This is a genomic window from Streptomyces sp. NBC_00887, from assembly GCF_045207585.1.
The window spans coordinates 447,199-463,923 of record NZ_CP108788.1; the positions used below are offsets into that span (position 1 = coordinate 447,199).

Genomic DNA, 16,725 nt, shown 5'->3' on the forward strand with positions numbered 1-16,725 from the left:
GCACCGGCCGGCCTCGCGTCAGGCGCCACTGCGGCGCGCGTAGTGGCGCTGGGCCTTTGCGCGGTTCCCGCAGCCCGCCATCGAGCACCAGCGGCGGGTCCCGTTCTTCGAGATGTCGTAGAAGTGCAGGATGCAGGCGTTGTTGGCGCACGGGCGGATGCGCTCGGGGCGGCCGGCGAGCAGTTCCAGCCAGTTCTCCGCCGCGTGCCAGGCGGGCGCCCAGGTCGCGTCGTCCACGTCCACCCGCGTGCGCGGCGTCCCGTCCGGACCCAGGATCCGGCGTACTTGACCATGGGACAGCACCTCGTTGAGCGCCTTCACCGCGCCCTCCGGGGGCGGGTCCCCGCCTGCCACCAGGCCGTCGAGTGCCGCACGTACCCGTAGGAGCCGGTCGAGCGTGGCGGCGTCGGCCGGCGGCTCGTACGGGCCGGTGAGTTCCCGGACCGTGGGCGCGGCGAGCCAGATGGCCAGCCCCTCGGGCGTTTCCAGCAGGTCGTGATACCCCTCCGGGCCGATCCACCGCGTGTTCAGCAGGTCGAGCGCCGGCGGTTCGCCGGTCAGGGGACGCGGATCGATCCCCGGGGTGTGCGGCACGGGTCGGGCCCTTCCGTCTCGGACAGGCAGCCACCGACAGGGCGGCTCACCACCATCGATACTAACCGGCCAAGCCCCCGTGACCGGTTGACGGTGCTCGTTCTAACCCTTAACTTTCATTTCAACGGTTACGAGAAGCATCTCGCAGCCTTGACCCGGAAGCATGGGGAGCAGCCATGAGCAAGGCACCGACACTGCAGACCGGCCACATCGGCCTCAACGTCACCGACCTGGACCGCTCGCTCGCCTTCTACCGCGAGGTCTTCGACTTCGACGTGCTGGCCGAGGGCAAGGAGGACGACCGCCGCTGGGCGTTCCTGGGCCGCGGGTCCAGGCTGCTCGTCACCCTCTGGCAGCAGAGCGAGGGCACCTTCGCGGCGGACCTGCCCGGCCTGCATCACCTGTCCTTCCAGGTGGACACCGTCGAGGAGGTCCGGGCCACCGAAGAGGTGCTGCGCGGGCTCGGCGCCGCGTTCGCGTACGACGGCGTCGTCCCGCACGGGGAGCACGGCACGTCAGGCGGGATCTTCTTCACCGACCCCGACGGCACCCGTCTGGAGATCTACGCGCCCACCGGGGCCGACCCGTCGGATGCGCCGACCGCCGGTGCTCCCACCTGCGGGTTCTTCTAGGAGGGAGCCTGTCGTGGACAGCTATCACCGCGGTGAGATCGCCGTACAGGACCGGGCCGGCCTCACCCGGCAGGCCGGGTCCGCAGGCAGAGCGCTCAAGGACAGCATTCCCGAAGTGGCCGCCGCCTTCCTCGCCGGACAGCCGATGCTGGTGCTGGGAGGCACCGACAGGGCGGGCCGGGTCTGGGCCACCCAGCTCACGGGCGAGCCGGGGTTCCTGACCACACCCGACCCCCGGACTCTGCGTGTCGGTGCGCTCCCCCTGCCGGAGGATCCGCTCGCCGGCGTCCTGCTCGGTACGGGGGTGGGCGAGGCGCCCGCCCCTGCCCGGGTCGGCGCGATCGCCATCGAACCGGCCACCCGCCGCCGTATGCGGATCAACGGCCGCTCCGTCCAGGACGGTGCGGGCCTGCGCATCGACCTCGACCAGGTCGTCTCGAACTGCCCCAAGTACCTCCAGACCCGCGACTACCGCCTCCTCCCCGCAGACGACCCCAGGACCGACCTCACCGCCGGCAACCGCCGCTCCGTCACCGACAGCACCTCCCTGAGCCCCGCCCAGCAGCAGGCGCTGCGGTCCGCCGACACCTTCTTCATCGCCACCGCGTCCGACCAGGGCGACGCGGACGCCTCGCACCGGGGCGGCAACCCAGGCTTCGTCGAGGTGCTCTCGCCCACCCGGCTGCGCTGGCCCGACTACCTCGGCAACTCCATGTTCCTGACCCTGGGCAACCTCGAAATCAACCCCGCAGCGGGCATCCTGCTGCCCGGCTGGGAGACGGGCAGCACCCTGCACCTCACCGGCGCCGCCCGCACGGTGTGGGACGCGGCGGAGATCGCCCGCGTCCCCGGGGCGCAGCGGCTCGTCGAGTTCGAGATCGCGGCCGTGCGGGAGATCATGGCCACCTCGCGCCTTCGCTGGTCGCAGCCCGGATACTCCCGGTTCAACCCGCCGGTCGCCGGGAGACCTTCTGATCGGCCATGACACGCACGTCGCACCGACGCCAAGCGCGGGGAAGTCCCGGTCAACCATCGGCCCGGGGCTTCCCCATGAGACGGATCAAGCAAGAGGAGCAGGTGGAGCGGTGAGACGCATCGAAGAGTGAGCCGGGTCAAGGCGGCGTGTCAGGACGCTGTCGGCGTCCAGGCACCGAGCCAGTCCACTGTCTCCTGACCTGCGGCCTGGCTGTCGGTCAGTTGCGGGCGGTCGCTGCTCGCGGTGCCCGCGCGCGGACCGGTGTCCCGGTACTCGGCGAAACGGTCGCCCTGCCACGAGATGCCACCCATGTCGGCCCACGGGGGGCCGCCTTGGTCACAGCGCTCAGCAAAGGACGGACTAGCGCGGCACATGGTTGCCGGGCCTGGTCGAGGCCCGCAGCACATCGCCTTCACCAGCATCGCCTGCACCCTCATCTGCTACCGCGGGCTCGTGTCCTGATGCGCCGGCGCGTCGCGCTGGACGGGTGGAGCCGCGTCACGAACCCTCGACAGGTAGCCCCGCCACGAACTCCGAAAGATCGCACGACCGGGGCGGGACCTGCCCATGAGAGAACCGCTGGTAGTGATTGGCGACGAGACGACGCAATTCGGCCTCGGCCGGTTCGTCACCGTTGAGTTCAAGGGACACCTGGTGCGGCTCACCCGTCATGCGCAACGGTCTGGCCAGGGCGTCGAACCCGCATGAGTAGTCGTCGGGCATCTCCCACCACGCCTCGGCAGACGCTCGGTCCTCAAGGACATACATGGAGTAGTCGTCATCGAAGAGGATCACGGGGCCGATCGGCATATTCATTGACGGAGTATTGCGCACCCTGCAGATCAGATGCGTGCCTCAGCAAGCGTGAGCCGACGCTGATGTTCCCGAGTGAGATGGCTTCTTATGGCTGGCGGACACCAGCAGATGCGTGCCCCGCTCGATCACCGTACGGTCGGTCTGAGCATTCCTGACAGGACGGTCCTCGTACTGGCCCGGGGCCACTTCGCACGTACGCGGGACCAGTCGTCCGTCGGCTGACGGACTGCGGCCGGCCCGCCTGCCCTCAGTTGCCGTCTGCCTCGAGAAGGTGACTCGCCACTTGGTCGGTGGGCTGCACCCGTACACGCGTGATGGGCACAGGCCGCACTCCCCCAGACATTCAGCACCACCCTGCTTACGGCGATCACCGCTTCGACGGCGGCAGCCCGGACCAGCTCGGCACGGACAGGTAGCCGCGAACTGCGTCCTACTTCTGGCGGCGAAGCAACGTGGTGAGCGCCTCCGATTTCGAGGACCGCACGAGGACGTCTGGGTCTCCGGCAGCCAGCTGATAGTCGTAGGTGCCACGCGGCGCTTTACACTTCGGCGCGCGGCCGACCGGTTGAGCACCGGTCGTCTGCAGCACCCCGTTTTCGTACGAGAGAAGAGCGGCCTCCCATCGGCACGTACGGTTGCCTGCGACCAGTTCACCGGTCACCGCGTCCGACCCGAGTTCGCCTTCACCGAACGTGATCCGCAGCCCGTTGCCGTCCCGCCAGACACCGCGCAGGACGGCGGGCACCTCCACGTACCCCGGCTCTACGTACTCCACGTCGGTCGAGGCGTTGCCCTCCACCCAGGCCATCGAACCGTCTGGACGGGCTTCCAGGCGCATGCTGCGCGGTACCCCGCAGGTCCGTGACGGGCCCGGGCCAGCCCCGTCCATCGTGAACTCAGAGACAACCAGCGCCTTCTCGCTCCTGGACGTCGCGACCGCGCTGCCCCGGCAGATGCCGTCACCCGTGGCCGCCACGACGTCGATCCCGTTGGCGGACGTGACACGCCGGGGTATGTCCAGGCGGATGACGAACAGGGGAACGTCCTCGCCGTGCTCTGCCAGCCACCCACCCGAGAAGTCGGTGCCCGGCCCGGTCGCGTCGAGGATTGACTCCCGAGGGGAGTCCTCCCTGCCCCAGAGTCCGTACGCACTTGCTGCTGCGACCAAGACCCCGGCTGTCAGCATGGCGGCCACGACGCGCCCGCGCCGGCGTTTCGGCGCGGGCTCCAGGGCTACGTCCGTGCCTGTCTCGTCCTTTGCGGGCGGGGAGGCATGCACCACTTCCGGTTCCGGCCCCATGTCCCAGTCTGCCGACGGCCCGGACGTGTGGATTGACAACACCGCAAGGCCGGAGCCCGCCCGGCCCTCCTCGCGTAAGGCCACGGCAGGCACCGGCTCCCCGGCGAACTGGTGGACCCGGGCCAGCAGGGTCGGCGGCAGCCACGCACCTTCAGGTGCGGTCCTCGTCCACTCGGCGATCTGCGTCGTACTTGGCCGCTCCGCCGGATCCTTCGCCAGGCAATCCCTGACCAGGTCGGCAACCGACTCCGGAAGCCCGGTGAGATCCGGCTCCTCGTAGGCGATACGGAAGAGCAGGGCGTGGATCCCGGAGCTCCCGTCCCCGAACGGAGTCCGGCCTGTTGCCGCGTAGGCCAGCACGGAACCCAGGGAGAACACGTCACCGGCCGGGGTGACCTGTTGGCCTCGCACCTGCTCGGGCGCCATGTACCGAGGCGAACCCGGCCCGGAACCGGCCGAGGACAGCGTGTCGGCGTCGGTCCCTTCCAGGGCCCTGGCGATACCGAAGTCGATGACCCTGGGCCCTTGCGCGGTGAGCAGCACGTTGGACGGCTTGAGATCGCGGTGGACGATCCCAGCACGGTGGATCGCGGTGAGGGCCAGAGCCATCCGATGGGCGAGTACAGGGGCGGACGCCGAGGGCAGCGGTCCGAACCCCCCGTCCACCACATTCTGCAAGGTGGGGCCGGCGATGTAGGTGGTGGCAATCCACGGAGGTGTCCCAGCGGTGTCCGCATCGAGAACTGGTGCCGTCCACACGTCACCGACCCGACGAGCCGCACGCACCTCACGGGCGAACCTGGCACGGAAGGTGGGATGTTCGGCGATCTCCGCCCTGATCGTCTTCACTGCGACCAGAGCGTCACCCGTCTCGTCACGGTGCCGCGCCAGATATACCCGCCCCATGCCTCCCGCCCCCAGTCGGCCGAGCAGCCAGTAAGGGCCGAGGTGTGACGGGTCCTCGTCAGTCAGTGGTCGCATGGCGTGGAATCCTTGCACGTCATTGATGCGACCCGGGCAGAATCCGGCCGAACCCTCACGCCACCGCAGCCGACACCCACTCCGTACGCCTCGTTGCCGTCGCCGACTTCGACAACGGGACGTGCGGGCCAGCACATTGGGACGCATGGCTCCCTCGGCGATACGGCCCATCTGTCACCCAGAGCGAGTTCACATCCGCCCGGCACCCGCCAAGCCGACCTCCAAACGGTGGGCTGTCCCGGGCGCAGCCCACCCGCAGTCCGTCCTGCCACGGCAGACCTGGCAATCGGATCGGAAGGCGGGTAGCCAGGCGGCCGTACGAGACGCACCCGTCACGGAACACACCTCGCCCGGGATTTCCGGCACTATCAGTTCCGTCGGCCAACCGATCTGACGGTTTCGGTAGCCCGTCCGGGCTGCCGAAGCGGGACGTGTCCGAACGTTCCGACGGAACGCCGGCGACGGTGCCATGGTGGATGCATGAATGCAGACCTCTCGGCGGCCTCCTCGTTCATGGCCGCTCATGCCCGAGTTCTCGATCGTCGACGGTTCGAGATGATCCTCGGCGAAGCCGACGCCGGCTCCGTACTCGCGGCCGTCGACGGCTACCGCAATCAGGACGGCGGGTACGGCTGGGGGCTCGAACCGGACCTGCGTGCGCCCGAAAGTCAGCCCGCTGGCGCGCTGCACGCGTTCGAGGTGTTCCAGGAGGTCGCTCCGGCCACAACGCCACACGCGGTGCAACTGTGCGACTGGCTGGCGTCGGTCTCGCTACCCGACGGCGGCTTGCCCTTGGCCCTGCCGGTCGAGGACGCGAGCGGCTGCGCACCGTTCTGGGCCCAGGCCGACCCGAAGGTCTCCACCCTGCAGAGCACGTCGTTCGCAGTCGGCGCTGCCTTGCGGGTGGCCGCGTACGACTCCGCCGTCGCCGCCCATCCCTGGCTCGACCGGGCGACGCAGTACTGCCTGACCGCAATCGAAGCGATCGGCGACAGACCGCACGCGATCGAATTGTCGTTCGCGTTGCGCTTCCTCGACGCCGTGTCCGATACCCGCCCGGAGGCGGTAGCGCTGCTCGACCGCCTCCGCCGGTTCATCCCCGAGAGTGGTGTGCTGCCTGTCGAAGGTGGTTCCTCGGACGAGGTCATCCGGCCACTCGACATCGCCCCCGCTCCCGGTCGTCCCGCTCGCACGCTGTACGACGCGGACGTCATCGACACCGAGCTGAGTCGGCTGGCTGCCGAACAGCAGGACGACGGTGGCTGGTTGGTCGATTTCGTAAGCTATTCGCCGGCCGCCGCCCTCGAGTGGCGCGGATACCGGACCGTAGCCGCCTTGTCGGTCCTGAAGCAGAACTCCGCAATCTGACACCGGCCACCCGGCGTTGTGCCGGCCGTTCCGACGTCACAACGGGCACATGTCTGCCGAACGAGGCCGGTCGGCATGGCGATGGCGGCCAACGCCATGGTCCACGACAGTTGACGGGGCAGCGAGGCGAGGCGTGCTGGCAGCATGGTCCTCATGGCCGTAGAGGGACTGGGGAAGATCGCCGTGCGCTGCGCACGCGAATGGGATGCGGACGCGCTGCTTCAGATCGACTCGGTGGCGATGGACGGCGACGACGAGCGGCGCATGAGCATCCACCGGTGGTGCCGACGGGGCCTCGTCGCCATGGCCGAGGATGCGTCGGGGGCCCTGGGCTACTGCGTGGTGGAGTACACGTTCTTCGAGCAGGGCTTTGTCGCAATGCTCATGGTGGCGCCCGCCGCCCGTGGCCGAGGCGTGGGTACGCGCCTGCTCGCCCACGCGGCGGCATCACGCACCACCCCGAAGCTGTTCACCTCGACGAACGTGTCCAACCAGCCGATGCAGCGGCTCCTGCAGCGGGCGGGTTGGAGCCCGGTCGGCCTGCTCCACGGCTTGGACGAGGGCGACCCCGAGCTGTTCTACCTCTGCCCACGGGAACCTGCCGCTGCTCGCCCGTGACAGGAACCTCTGAATACTCGACAGAGCGGCTCGCGCGCTCTGGTCCGGAGGTTCCGGCGGATGACGGTGGAAGCCTCAACTGCCGAGTCGGTCAGAGGGCGGCGAGCAAGTCGTCGAGTGGTGCGGGTACGCGGTCGGGCTCGAGGGCCTCGACGAGGACGTGGCCGTAACGGATCTTGCGTCCCTTCTTCGTGCCGAGGAAGCGCCGGAACTGCTGCTGCGAGGTGCGGCCTTGCTGTGCGGGCTGGTGCAGGAAGGTCTGCAGGGCACGCAGGTCGCCCTCCTCCTGGACGAGCTCCTCCACCCGTCCCACACCCACTGCGCGGATGAGCTCGTCCTCCAGATCCGCCGCGCAGACGAAGAACCCCTGATGTGCCGCACCGGCCCGCTCCAAGCCCCGCGCGTAGTAGCGGGCCTCGGCCTCGTCGCACAGTCCGGTGAGGCGGAGGCCCAGGCCCGGTGGCCCGAGGATGTGTGCGAAGCGCCCGACGCTCATCGCACCGCCCATCGACAGTACGCACACTCCTTCGGCCGCCAGGTTCCGGCCGCGGCTCCCAGCCAGAGCGCTGACCGCTGCGACGTCGCTCGGCCCTTCGAGCAGGACTGCTGCCCGGACGCCCAGTCCCGTGGCGAGTTCACGCGCGGGGTCGCCGGGACCACCGGCCGCCCACGCGGTGACCGCCTCCCGGAACAATCCCATGTCAGCCATGGGACGAGTCTCCGCCCTTTCCGACTGTCACGGTAGGGATTTCCTGCCGACGCCCCGGTCGGTTGCGGGCAGTCGTGCCCGGTCGGCAGAAAGGCGTGAGAGCCGCGAAGGCCGCGTCGTCGATCAGGGTGCCGCCGAGGCGCATCACCACCGTGCCGGCGGGGATCGGGACCGTGGCGTAGAGACCTTGGCCCTCGATCGGGGACGAGGGTAGTGCGGCGCTGGGTATCAGCCAGGATTCCGCTGGGTGACGGCGTGCGCTCATGCAGCAGAGCGTACGAGCGGCCGGTCAGCGCTCAGGTTCTCGCCACTCCCCCGCCCCGCCCGGTGCTCCGACCGGGCTCGTCGGCGGTGCTCCCCCACCGGTTCCGATCGGGGAGCGGACGGGGATACCCGGTGGCTTTCGTGGTCCTTCCCTCGCAGAGTGATCGCATGACGACTCCCGTTCCCGAGTTCCTCCCCGGTCTCGAGCTGTCGCGGATCCTCTACGAGGAGGCGGTGCGGCCGATTCTCGATGAGGCGTATCCAGGGCTTCAGTACGCCGCCGCGAGGGTAGGTGTCGGATCCGAGGTGCTCGGCTTCGATACCGCACGGTCGGCGGATCACGACTGGGGCCCGCGCCTGGATCTCTTTCTCGCACCGAAGGCGGCTGCCGAGTACGGGGCCGACCTGCACGCACTCCTGAGGGAAAGGCTGCCGAAGGACGTGCGGGGCTGGCCGACCCATTTCCGTCATGGGGACCCGGTCGACCCGGTGGGTCTCATGGAGCGCACGGACGGTCCGGTGAACCACCGCGTCGCGGTGAACGACGTCAGCACATGGCTGGCCGGTCGGCTCGGCCCCGGTTCGGCGTCCGGCGAGCCGACGGTGGGCGACTGGCTGGCGATGCCGCAGCAGAGGCTCGCCGAGGTCACCGGGGGCGCGGTGTTCCACGACGGGCTCGGCACGCTCACGGCGGCACGGCGCCAGCTGGCCTGGTACCCCGATGAGGTGTGGCGGTACCTGTTGGCGTGCCAGTGGCAGCGGATCTCCCAGGAGGAAGCGTTCGTCGGACGCTGCGCCGAGGTGGGAGACGATCTCGGATCGGCCGTGGTCACCGGGCGGCTCGTGCGTGACCTGATGCGATTGTGCCTGCTCCTCGGACGAACGTACGCGCCCTACAGCAAGTGGCTGGGAAGTGCGTTCCGTCGGCTGCCGGTCGCCGAGGACCTGATGCCGTCGCTGCGGGGCGCGGTGACGGCAACGGAGTACGCGGCGCGTGAGCAGCACCTCTGTGACGCCTACGAGGTCGTGGCCGCTCTGCAGAACGACACGGGGCTCGCCGAGTACGTGGACCCGACACGGCGGCGGTACCACAACCGCCCGTTCCAGGTGCTGCATGCCGAACGCTTCGCGCACGCTCTGGAACGGACGATCACCGACCAGGTTCTGCGGGGCCTGCCTCTGTCCGGGAGCGTGGACCAGTGGACGGACAACACCGATCTTCTTGGGCAGCAAGGTCCGGTGCGTGCGGCGATCAACGCTCTCGGATGAGGGTGAGGGTGAGGGTGAGCGGCTCAAGACCTCTGGCGCGGCCGGATTCTTTCGACGAGGTGCCCGGGGGTGTGGGTGCTCGGGCGTGCGGGGTGCGAACAGGGCGAGAATCGTCGGCCAGGTCCGGCCGAGGGGGACGGAGATCCGCCGGATCGGTCATCCACGGCGAACTGCTCACCGCGACCACACCGTTGCCGGCCCGCGTTCCGGGAGCCGAAGCCGGCGTGCCCCTCCTCGTCGCCGCGATGGGACCTCAAGCCCTGTGCGTCAGTGGCGAGTTGGCGGACGGAATCCTTCCCTACCTCGCCGGACCCCGCGCCCTGTCCGAGCACATCGTGCCGACCGTGACCGCGGCGGCGGAGGCGGCGGGCCGCCCAGCGCCCAGAATTGTGGCTCTGGTGTACGGCGTGGTCACCGATGATGCCGACGCCGTACGCGCAAAGGCAGCCGAACAGCTGGCGTTCTACGAGCAGTTCCCGTCCAATGCGAGGGCCATCGAGCTCTCCGGCGGCAAACGGGCTGCCGACGTGGCGGTGATCGGCGACGAGCGCATCGTCGCCGACGAGGTGCGACGCTATCGGGACGCCGGGGCCACGGAGGTGGTGTTCTCAGGGACGGACATCGCCGGGGACACCGACCGCCGCCGTACCTGGGATCTGCTTGGCCGGCTTGCGGAGTAGTTGGTCCCCGGATCCGTCCGACGTGGCTGTTCGTCACCGGCCCTTGACTTGGAGTCCTCTCCAGCACCTAGCGTCTCGGCCATGACGACACCTCAGCACAAGATCGGATCGGGCTTCGGTGCGCGGAGCACCACGGACGACGTACTGAGCGGGGTCGACCTCTCCGGCAGCACCGCGATCGTCACCGGTGGCTACTCGGGACTCGGCCTGGAGACCACCCGCGCCCTGGCGGGTGCCGGAGCCCGCGTCATCGTCCCCGCCCGGCGACGGGCGGCCGCCGAGGAGGCGGTCAAGGGCATCGACGGCGTCGAGACCGACGACCTCGACCTGTCCGACCTCGACAGCGTCCGCGGATTCGCCGAACGGTTCCTGGCCTCCGGTCGCGAAGTCGACATCGTGATCAACAACGCCGGGATCATGGCCTGCCCCGAGACGCGTGTCGGCCCGGGGTGGGAGGCGCAGTTCGCCACCAACCACCTCGGTCACTACGCGCTGGTCAACCATCTCTGGCCGGCGATCGCACGCGGTGGCGCGCGCGTCATCGCCGTGTCCTCCGGCGCCCACGGAATCACCGGCGTGCGCTGGGACGACGTGCAGTTCGAGCGCGGTTACGACAGGTGGCAGGCGTACGGGCAGGCGAAGGCGGCGAACGTGCTGTTCGCCGTGCATCTCGATGCGCTCGGTCGGGACTCGGGAGTCAGGGCGTTCGCGCTGCATCCGGGCAGCATCCTCACCCCGTTGCAGCGCCACCTTCCGAAGTCGGAGATGGTCGAGGCGGGCTGGATCGACGAGAGCGGCAACCCGACCGATCCCACCTTCAAGACGCCCGAGCAGGGCGCGGCGACTCAGGTGTGGGCGGCGACCTCTCGCCAACTCGCCGGCCTGGGCGGCGTGTACTGCGAGGACTGCGACGTGGCCGAGCCGGCCGGCGACGGCTCGGAGGGCGGTGTGCACGCACATGCGACCGACCCCGAGCAGGCCGCGCGCCTGTGGGCGCTGTCGGCCGACCTCACAGGCGTCAACGCTTTCGCGGCGGCGACGTAGAGGGGCCTGCCTTCGGGGACGCGGACCAGGAGGACACCGCTCTTTGAGGACACGCGCCCGAGCCGGCCATTCGCAGGTCGGGTGGAGGCTTGGGGCTTCGGGTACGGCTGTGAGCGTGTCGCCGTCCGACGGCTCAGCAGACTCGCCCACCTGGAGCTCCCACTCGCCTGCGACAGACGGCTCCGGCCCTCGCCCTCCTGGTCACCGAACACCGAGCCCCGGAACGCACCGGGCTTGCAGCCCGCAGATGTGAGAGTTGACTCTCACATGATGTGAGAGGAAACTCTCACATCATGGATTCCAGGAACCGGCTGGGCGATATCGAGATCACCGATCCGCAGGCGATGCGGGCGTTGGCGCATCCCGTGAGGCTGGCGATCCTCGACCGTCTGCTACGACACGGGCCGGCGACAGCAACGCAACTCGCACCCGAAGTGGGAGCAACTCCCTCGGTGACCAGCTGGCATCTGCGGCACCTGGCGGGTTTCGGGCTGGTCCGTGATGCCGAGGCCGGGGCGGACCGCCGGCAACGGCGGTGGGAGGCGGCAGCCCGTGGTTTCCGCTTCGAGGCGCCGGAGGACGAGGAGGGCAGGGCGGCCGCGCAGGTCCTGTCCCGGGAGATGTTCGTGCGCTACGGGGATCTGCCGGACAGATGGCTGGCCGAGGTCGAGCCCGGCCTGGAGCCCGTCTGGCAGAGGGCCAGTGGACTTGCCCACACCCGTGTGGTCGTTTCGGCGGAGGAACTCGCGGCGATTCAGGACGGGATCGAGCGGGTGCTTGCGCCGTACGTGACACGCGACCCTGCCGAGCGTCCGGCGGGAAGCCGTGGCGTCCGGCTGATGCGCTACGCACTGCCGGAGCGGGACGAGGGGCGCACGGACGGTCGCCCGTGACCGCCCCGGCGACGGACACTCCGGCATCCCTGTGGCGTAACGCGCGCTTCCGCCGGTTCTGGGCGGGACAGTCGATATCGGAGTTCGGTGACCGGATCACCGAACTGGCACTGCCGTTGATCGCGGTGACAGCGCTCGGTGCCTCGGCCAACCAGGTGGCATGGCTGACCGCGCTCATCTGGACGCCGAACCTCCTCGGCATCTTCCTGGGGGCCTGGGTCGACCGACGCGTCCACAAACGACGCCTGATGGTTCTCGCCGATCTGGTGCGCGGTGCGGTGCTGATCAGCCTGCCCGTCGCGTACCTGCTCGATGCGGTGAGCCTCGGTCAGCTGTATGCAGTGGCGTTGCTGACCGGCGCCGCAGCCGTGCTGTTCAGCACCGCCTATCCGCCCTTCTTCGTTCAGCTCGTGCCTCGCTCGTCCTATGTCGAGGCCAACAGCAAGCTCAGTACGAGCCGGTCGGTGTCGTACGTGGTCGGGCCGGCGGTGGGCGGCGGTCTCGTGCAGGCGTTGACCGCTCCCGTCGCTGTCGTCGTCGATGCCCTGTCGTATCTGGCCTCCGCGTTCCTGATCGGGCGGATCCCGCTCGGTGAACATCGCGCCGACACCGGCGGAACCGCGGTTCCTTCATTGCTCCGGCGTGCCGGGGAAGGGCTGGCCTTCGTCGGGCGGCACCCGGTACTGCGTGCAGGGCTCGGCTGTGCAGCGACCGTCAACTTCTTCACCTTTGTTGCGGGCAGCGGGCTGATGGTGCTGTTCGCCAGCCGTGTGCTCGGACTGTCCGCCGGAGTCATCGGCCTGGCGATGGGCATCGGCTCCACCGGCGCTCTCCTCGGTGCCGTGATCGCCCCGCGGGTCTCGCGCCGTATCGGTGTGGGCCGCAGCATCGTGGTGGGAGCGGTGCTGTTCCCGGCGCCCATCGCCATCGCGGCGTGCGCGGGAGGCCCGCTCTGGGCGCGTGCCGGAGCGCTGGCCGCGGCGAGGTTCCTCTCCGGAGTCGGCGTCATGCTCTTCGACGTCAATCTCAACTCCCTGCAGACCAGCGTGATCCCCGACGGGATGCGCAGCCGCGTGGCAGGTGCTTACAGCACGCTCAACTACGGCATCCGCCCTGTCGGGGCCCTCGTCGGCGGCCTGCTCGCCACCGTCTTCGACCTGCGGACGGCGCTGCTCGTCGGGGCCGTCGGCGGAGCCCTGTCGTTGCTCTGGCTGCTCTCTTCGCCCATACCGCGCATCCACTCCCTGGCTGCCGACGACGTGGCCACGGCACGCGGGGATGGCGAGCCGAGCAGGACCGGGTAGCGGGCGCGATCCGTCTGCCGTACGGGCGGCCGGGAGTAGCTGAGGACCTTCTTGGCGTGTCCGGCGCCGGACCGACCAGCAACCGGGCACGGGGTCCCACAGGTACTCCACGTCGCCGAGGCCTGCTGGCCTCACCTGAGCCATCTCCCTGGCCTGGTCGAACTGGTCGAGCAGTACGCCCAAACGATCGGTCCGCGCGCCCTCGATCGCCATGCCCGGCTCCCCTCGCCGTCTCTTATCCCGTTGCGCTCAGGCGGAAACTAACGGCCCGCCCCACGGGGCGCGACTGATTTCCCCAACGGGAAGCGGTGCGGCACGACGCTGAGAGGTGTTCTCAGCAGTCGAGTCAAGTCGAGTCGAGTCAGAACGCCGAGATGAAGAGGTGAGTGGCGAGTGCGGCGATCAGGCCGCTCGAGAGCAAGGCGGTGACGAGCCGCCCGCGGCTGCCGGTCAGCGTTCGTCCCAGCAGTGCCCCGCCGCCGACGAGCAACAACTGCCAGCTGGTGGAGGCCACGAACGCAGCGAGGACGAATACCGCCTTTTCCATGAAGTGGGCAGCCGCCGCGATATCGCTGCCGAGCACGAGCGCCGCGAAGTAGATCACGGTCATGGGGTTCATCATCGTGATCGCCAGCAACGCCGCAAAGGCACGCGCGGGAGTGAGGGGCGTCGACTCTGTTCGGGTCGCGGTCTGCCGTTTGCGGTACTGGCGGATGCCCGTGGCGCCGCCCCAGAGCGCCAGCACCATGAGGACCGAGGCGGAGGCCCACTGCAGGGGAAGCATGACCGGCTCGACGAGGGGAGTGATCGTGGAGCCCCCGGCCACGGCGATCAACGCGTAGAGGCCGTCAGCGGTTGCCACCCCCAGAGCGGCGAACGCACCGATCTTGGGAGACGTACGGGCTGTCAGGGCCACCAGGTACGTCCCGACCGCTCCCACCGGCATGGCGATCCCGAAGCCGGCGAGGAGCCCCGCGACCAGAACGGCGCTCACGAGTGCGGGAACTTAGGCCTTCGCGGTCGGCCAGGCTGCTGCTGGGCTCGCACCGATCGGGCGGTGGAGGTCAGGAGCACGGCGGCGGTGGTCGTAGTCATGGGCGGATGTTGTCGGTAGGGCGGGCGGTCTTTCAAATCATTTTCCGTCCGTTTCACAGCCAGGGCCACGACCAAGGCGAACAGTGCCCTCCTGAAGGGTGGTCGGTGACCGTCACCGAGCACCGCCAACCGCCTGTCTGCCTGGAAATCCACGAGCCATCCGGTCAAGGTCCATGCATGATGCCTTCCGTGAACCATGTCCTGTGCGGGCTCGCTGCCAACGCGGCTCTGCCGTCCGAGCTGGTCGACCGGCTGATCACGGTCGCGGACGCCGATATCGCCGCGGCCCTCGCCGGTCACGCGGACCTCAGCCCTGCGCAGGCGGTCGCGTTGGCCTCGTCCGCCGAAGAAAGTGCGGTGCGGCTCGCGTACCAGGGCCGGCTGACCGCCGCCGACGTTGATCCCGCGGCACAGCCTCGCGCCGCCCTCGCCCTGCTCGAAGAGGGTGCCGGTGGACCGGAATGGGCTCGTCTCCTTGCGGCCGATCCCGTTGTCGACCATCGGGAGAAGCTGGCCCGCTGCCCCGACCTCCCGCCCGATGTGGTGGAGATGCTCGCCACGGACTCGGACGTGCGCGTCGTCGCGGAGTTCGCGTTGTGGACCACGCCTGATGCGGCCGCCAGGCTTGCGGGGCATCCACATGCCGAGGTCCGCCGCGCTGTGGCGGTCAATGAGGCGACGCCCCCGGCCGTACTGGCGGCGCTCATCAGCAGCGACGGGCTGTCTCACGCGCGGCGGTGCCTAGTCTGCGACCGCGAAGATCCGCCGTTCGTGCACGATCCGCAATGCTCACGGCTGGATTGCGATCTGCTGCCGGGCGCCTCCTGCGACGGCTCCCACGAATCCACCGTGCACGACTTGCTGCATGCGGCACTGCAGAACCCGGCCACGCCCGTGGAAGCCGTTGTCGGCTTCGCCGATCATCCTTCGATGCTCCTGCGCTGGGCACTCGCCGCCCGCCCCGACCTGCCCCCCGAGGTGTGCGCACGGATCGCCGTAGATCCCGTTCCCGGTGTCCGCGCCGACCTCGCCGCAAATCCCTCGATCGACGACGACGTGATCCGTGCCCTGGCCGAGGACGAGGACCACACCGTGCGGCGACAGTCGCGCACAACCCACACGTACCGCTCGACGTGCTGACCCGGCTGGCCGGCATGGCCACAGTCGGCTCCACCCTGCTGCCGCGGATCGCGTCCGCCTCCCCCACCGAGGTCAGGGAGCTGGCCCAGTCGCCGGACCCGGCCGCGCGGATGCTCGTGGCCCACCGACGGGACCTCCCGGCCGAGATCCGCGACGCGCTGGCCACCGATCCCGACGCCAAAGTGGTCAAGTCCGTCGCTCCGCACCCCGGCCTCCTCGATTCGCAGCTGCGCTCCATGGTCGTCCGGCACGGAGTCCGGGTCATCGCCGAAGTGGCGGCCAACCCGGACGCGACTCCGGCACTGCTGGAGTACCTGACCCGACACGAACCACTGGTACAGAAGGCGTTCCGCCAGATCGCCCGTCACCCCAACGCGACGGCCCCGGCACTGCTCGCCTGCTTGGCGGACCATCGGGCGAGGCCGATAGCCGCCGGTCATCCGACACTCCCGCCGCTGGTTGTCGCAGAGCTGCTCACTGATGGGAACGGTCAGGTAGCCGAAGCGGCGGCAGCCAACCCGTCGTTGCCGCTCGCCGTGATGGCGGAACTACTGCCCCAGGGCCTCTCACCGTTCGGTCACGAAATGTGATGGAGCGCATGGTGTCCCGGCCCTGGTTGGACACGTCGGCAGCGGAGACGGGTGGGCACGCTCGTACGCGAACGGATGCTCCGAGTAGAGGAAGATCACTGCGATCACGAGCACGCCCACTGTGAACCCGCCGAGCCAAAGGACCGGAACCCAGTCCATCGCGAATGCCCCGCTTCGTTCGTCGCCAGGATTCCTTCCTCGGATGACCAACGTCAGCCCCAGCAGAAGGGCGACCGGAACCTCGATGAGCAGCAGGATCAGACTGATACAGCCACCCGCGAATCCGTCACCTCGCGAGTCGGAACACCTCCCGGACCGGGCATCAGTCGCAAGCAGACGCGGCGTACGCGAACTCGGTTCGAAGGCCATGACCACACCCCCGTACGGTGCGCCGTGCACTGCGTCGCTGTTCACCGGGCCGAGACCCAGTCGTGCTGAGCCCAGCACCCTGC

At 69.4% G+C, this 16,725-nt stretch carries 14 protein-coding genes and 3 pseudogenes; 10 read left to right on the forward strand and 7 right to left on the reverse strand.

Annotated elements, in window-relative coordinates; genetic code table 11:
• Window positions 1-18 precede the first annotated feature (18 nt).
• On the reverse strand, window positions 19-594 hold the full coding sequence (locus OG844_RS02115; protein WP_406387713.1) for a CGNR zinc finger domain-containing protein: 576 nt from the start codon (window positions 592-594) through the stop codon (window positions 19-21).
• A 176-nt stretch (window positions 595-770) separates the two neighbouring features.
• Here OG844_RS02115 and OG844_RS02120 point away from each other — a divergent pair, with 176 nt between their 5' ends.
• Both OG844_RS02120 and OG844_RS02125 read left to right on the forward strand, forming a co-directional pair.
• A complete protein-coding gene (locus OG844_RS02120) occupies window positions 771-1,226 on the forward strand; it encodes a VOC family protein (protein WP_406387714.1) in 456 nt (151 codons plus the stop codon).
• A 13-nt stretch (window positions 1,227-1,239) separates the two neighbouring features.
• Window positions 1,240-2,211: a pyridoxamine 5'-phosphate oxidase family protein gene (locus OG844_RS02125; protein ID WP_406387715.1), complete on the forward strand. Its 972-nt coding sequence runs from the start codon at window positions 1,240-1,242 to the stop codon at window positions 2,209-2,211.
• Window positions 2,212-2,351: 140 nt separating this feature from the next.
• Here the strand turns inward: OG844_RS02125 and OG844_RS02130 are convergent, their stop codons facing one another.
• From OG844_RS02130 to OG844_RS02140, 3 genes are all read right to left on the reverse strand, one after another.
• Window positions 2,352-2,513: a hypothetical protein gene (locus OG844_RS02130; protein ID WP_406387716.1), complete on the reverse strand. Its 162-nt coding sequence runs from the start codon at window positions 2,511-2,513 to the stop codon at window positions 2,352-2,354.
• Between the two features lie 187 nt (window positions 2,514-2,700).
• Window positions 2,701-3,018: a hypothetical protein gene (locus OG844_RS02135; protein ID WP_406387717.1), complete on the reverse strand. Its 318-nt coding sequence runs from the start codon at window positions 3,016-3,018 to the stop codon at window positions 2,701-2,703.
• 430 nt (window positions 3,019-3,448) lie between these two features.
• Entirely contained in the window at window positions 3,449-5,299 is a 1,851-nt protein-coding gene (locus OG844_RS02140; RefSeq protein ID WP_406387718.1) for a serine/threonine-protein kinase, read from the reverse strand.
• A 513-nt stretch (window positions 5,300-5,812) separates the two neighbouring features.
• Here OG844_RS02140 and OG844_RS02145 point away from each other — a divergent pair.
• Complete coding sequence (locus OG844_RS02145; protein WP_406387720.1) at window positions 5,813-6,667, forward strand: hypothetical protein; 855 nt, start codon at window positions 5,813-5,815, stop codon at window positions 6,665-6,667.
• A gap of 153 nt (window positions 6,668-6,820) precedes the next feature.
• The gene (locus OG844_RS02150; protein ID WP_406387721.1) at window positions 6,821-7,285 is read left to right on the forward strand and encodes a GNAT family N-acetyltransferase; all 465 of its coding nucleotides are present in this window, start codon (window positions 6,821-6,823) and stop codon (window positions 7,283-7,285) included.
• A 91-nt stretch (window positions 7,286-7,376) separates the two neighbouring features.
• On the opposite strand, the gene OG844_RS02155 is transcribed toward OG844_RS02150, so the two are convergent.
• A complete protein-coding gene (locus OG844_RS02155) occupies window positions 7,377-7,994 on the reverse strand; it encodes a TOPRIM nucleotidyl transferase/hydrolase domain-containing protein (RefSeq protein WP_406387723.1) in 618 nt (205 codons plus the stop codon).
• A 432-nt stretch (window positions 7,995-8,426) separates the two neighbouring features.
• On the opposite strand from OG844_RS02155, the gene OG844_RS02160 reads away from it, so the two are divergent.
• From OG844_RS02160 to OG844_RS02180, 5 genes and pseudogenes are all read left to right on the forward strand, one after another.
• Window positions 8,427-9,527: a DUF4037 domain-containing protein gene (locus OG844_RS02160; RefSeq protein ID WP_406387725.1), complete on the forward strand. Its 1,101-nt coding sequence runs from the start codon at window positions 8,427-8,429 to the stop codon at window positions 9,525-9,527.
• Between the two features lie 161 nt (window positions 9,528-9,688).
• Window positions 9,689-10,207 (forward strand): annotated as a pseudogene (locus OG844_RS02165) (LLM class flavin-dependent oxidoreductase); the annotation flags it as partial.
• Window positions 10,208-10,288: 81 nt separating this feature from the next.
• Window positions 10,289-11,251, forward strand: a complete 963-nt coding sequence (locus tag OG844_RS02170) for an SDR family NAD(P)-dependent oxidoreductase (protein WP_406387726.1) — start codon at window positions 10,289-10,291, stop codon at window positions 11,249-11,251.
• A 293-nt stretch (window positions 11,252-11,544) separates the two neighbouring features.
• Entirely contained in the window at window positions 11,545-12,144 is a 600-nt protein-coding gene (locus OG844_RS02175) for an ArsR/SmtB family transcription factor (protein ID WP_406387727.1), read from the forward strand.
• A complete protein-coding gene (locus OG844_RS02180) occupies window positions 12,141-13,448 on the forward strand; it encodes an MFS transporter (RefSeq protein WP_406387728.1) in 1,308 nt (435 codons plus the stop codon). Before OG844_RS02175 ends, OG844_RS02180 begins: the two co-directional genes overlap by 4 nt.
• Window positions 13,449-13,487: 39 nt before the next feature.
• On the opposite strand, the pseudogene OG844_RS02185 reads toward OG844_RS02180, so the two are convergent.
• Together OG844_RS02185 and OG844_RS02190 are read right to left on the reverse strand one after the other, a co-directional pair.
• A pseudogene (locus OG844_RS02185) lies at window positions 13,488-13,661 on the reverse strand (DinB family protein); the annotation flags it as partial.
• 148 nt (window positions 13,662-13,809) lie between these two features.
• Window positions 13,810-14,442, reverse strand: coding sequence for a LysE family transporter (locus OG844_RS02190; protein WP_406387730.1), 633 nt, complete (start codon window positions 14,440-14,442; stop codon window positions 13,810-13,812).
• 290 nt (window positions 14,443-14,732) lie between these two features.
• Between OG844_RS02190 and OG844_RS02195 the strand changes: the two are divergent.
• Window positions 14,733-16,273 (forward strand): annotated as a pseudogene (locus OG844_RS02195) (hypothetical protein).
• Window positions 16,274-16,725 lie beyond the last annotated feature (452 nt).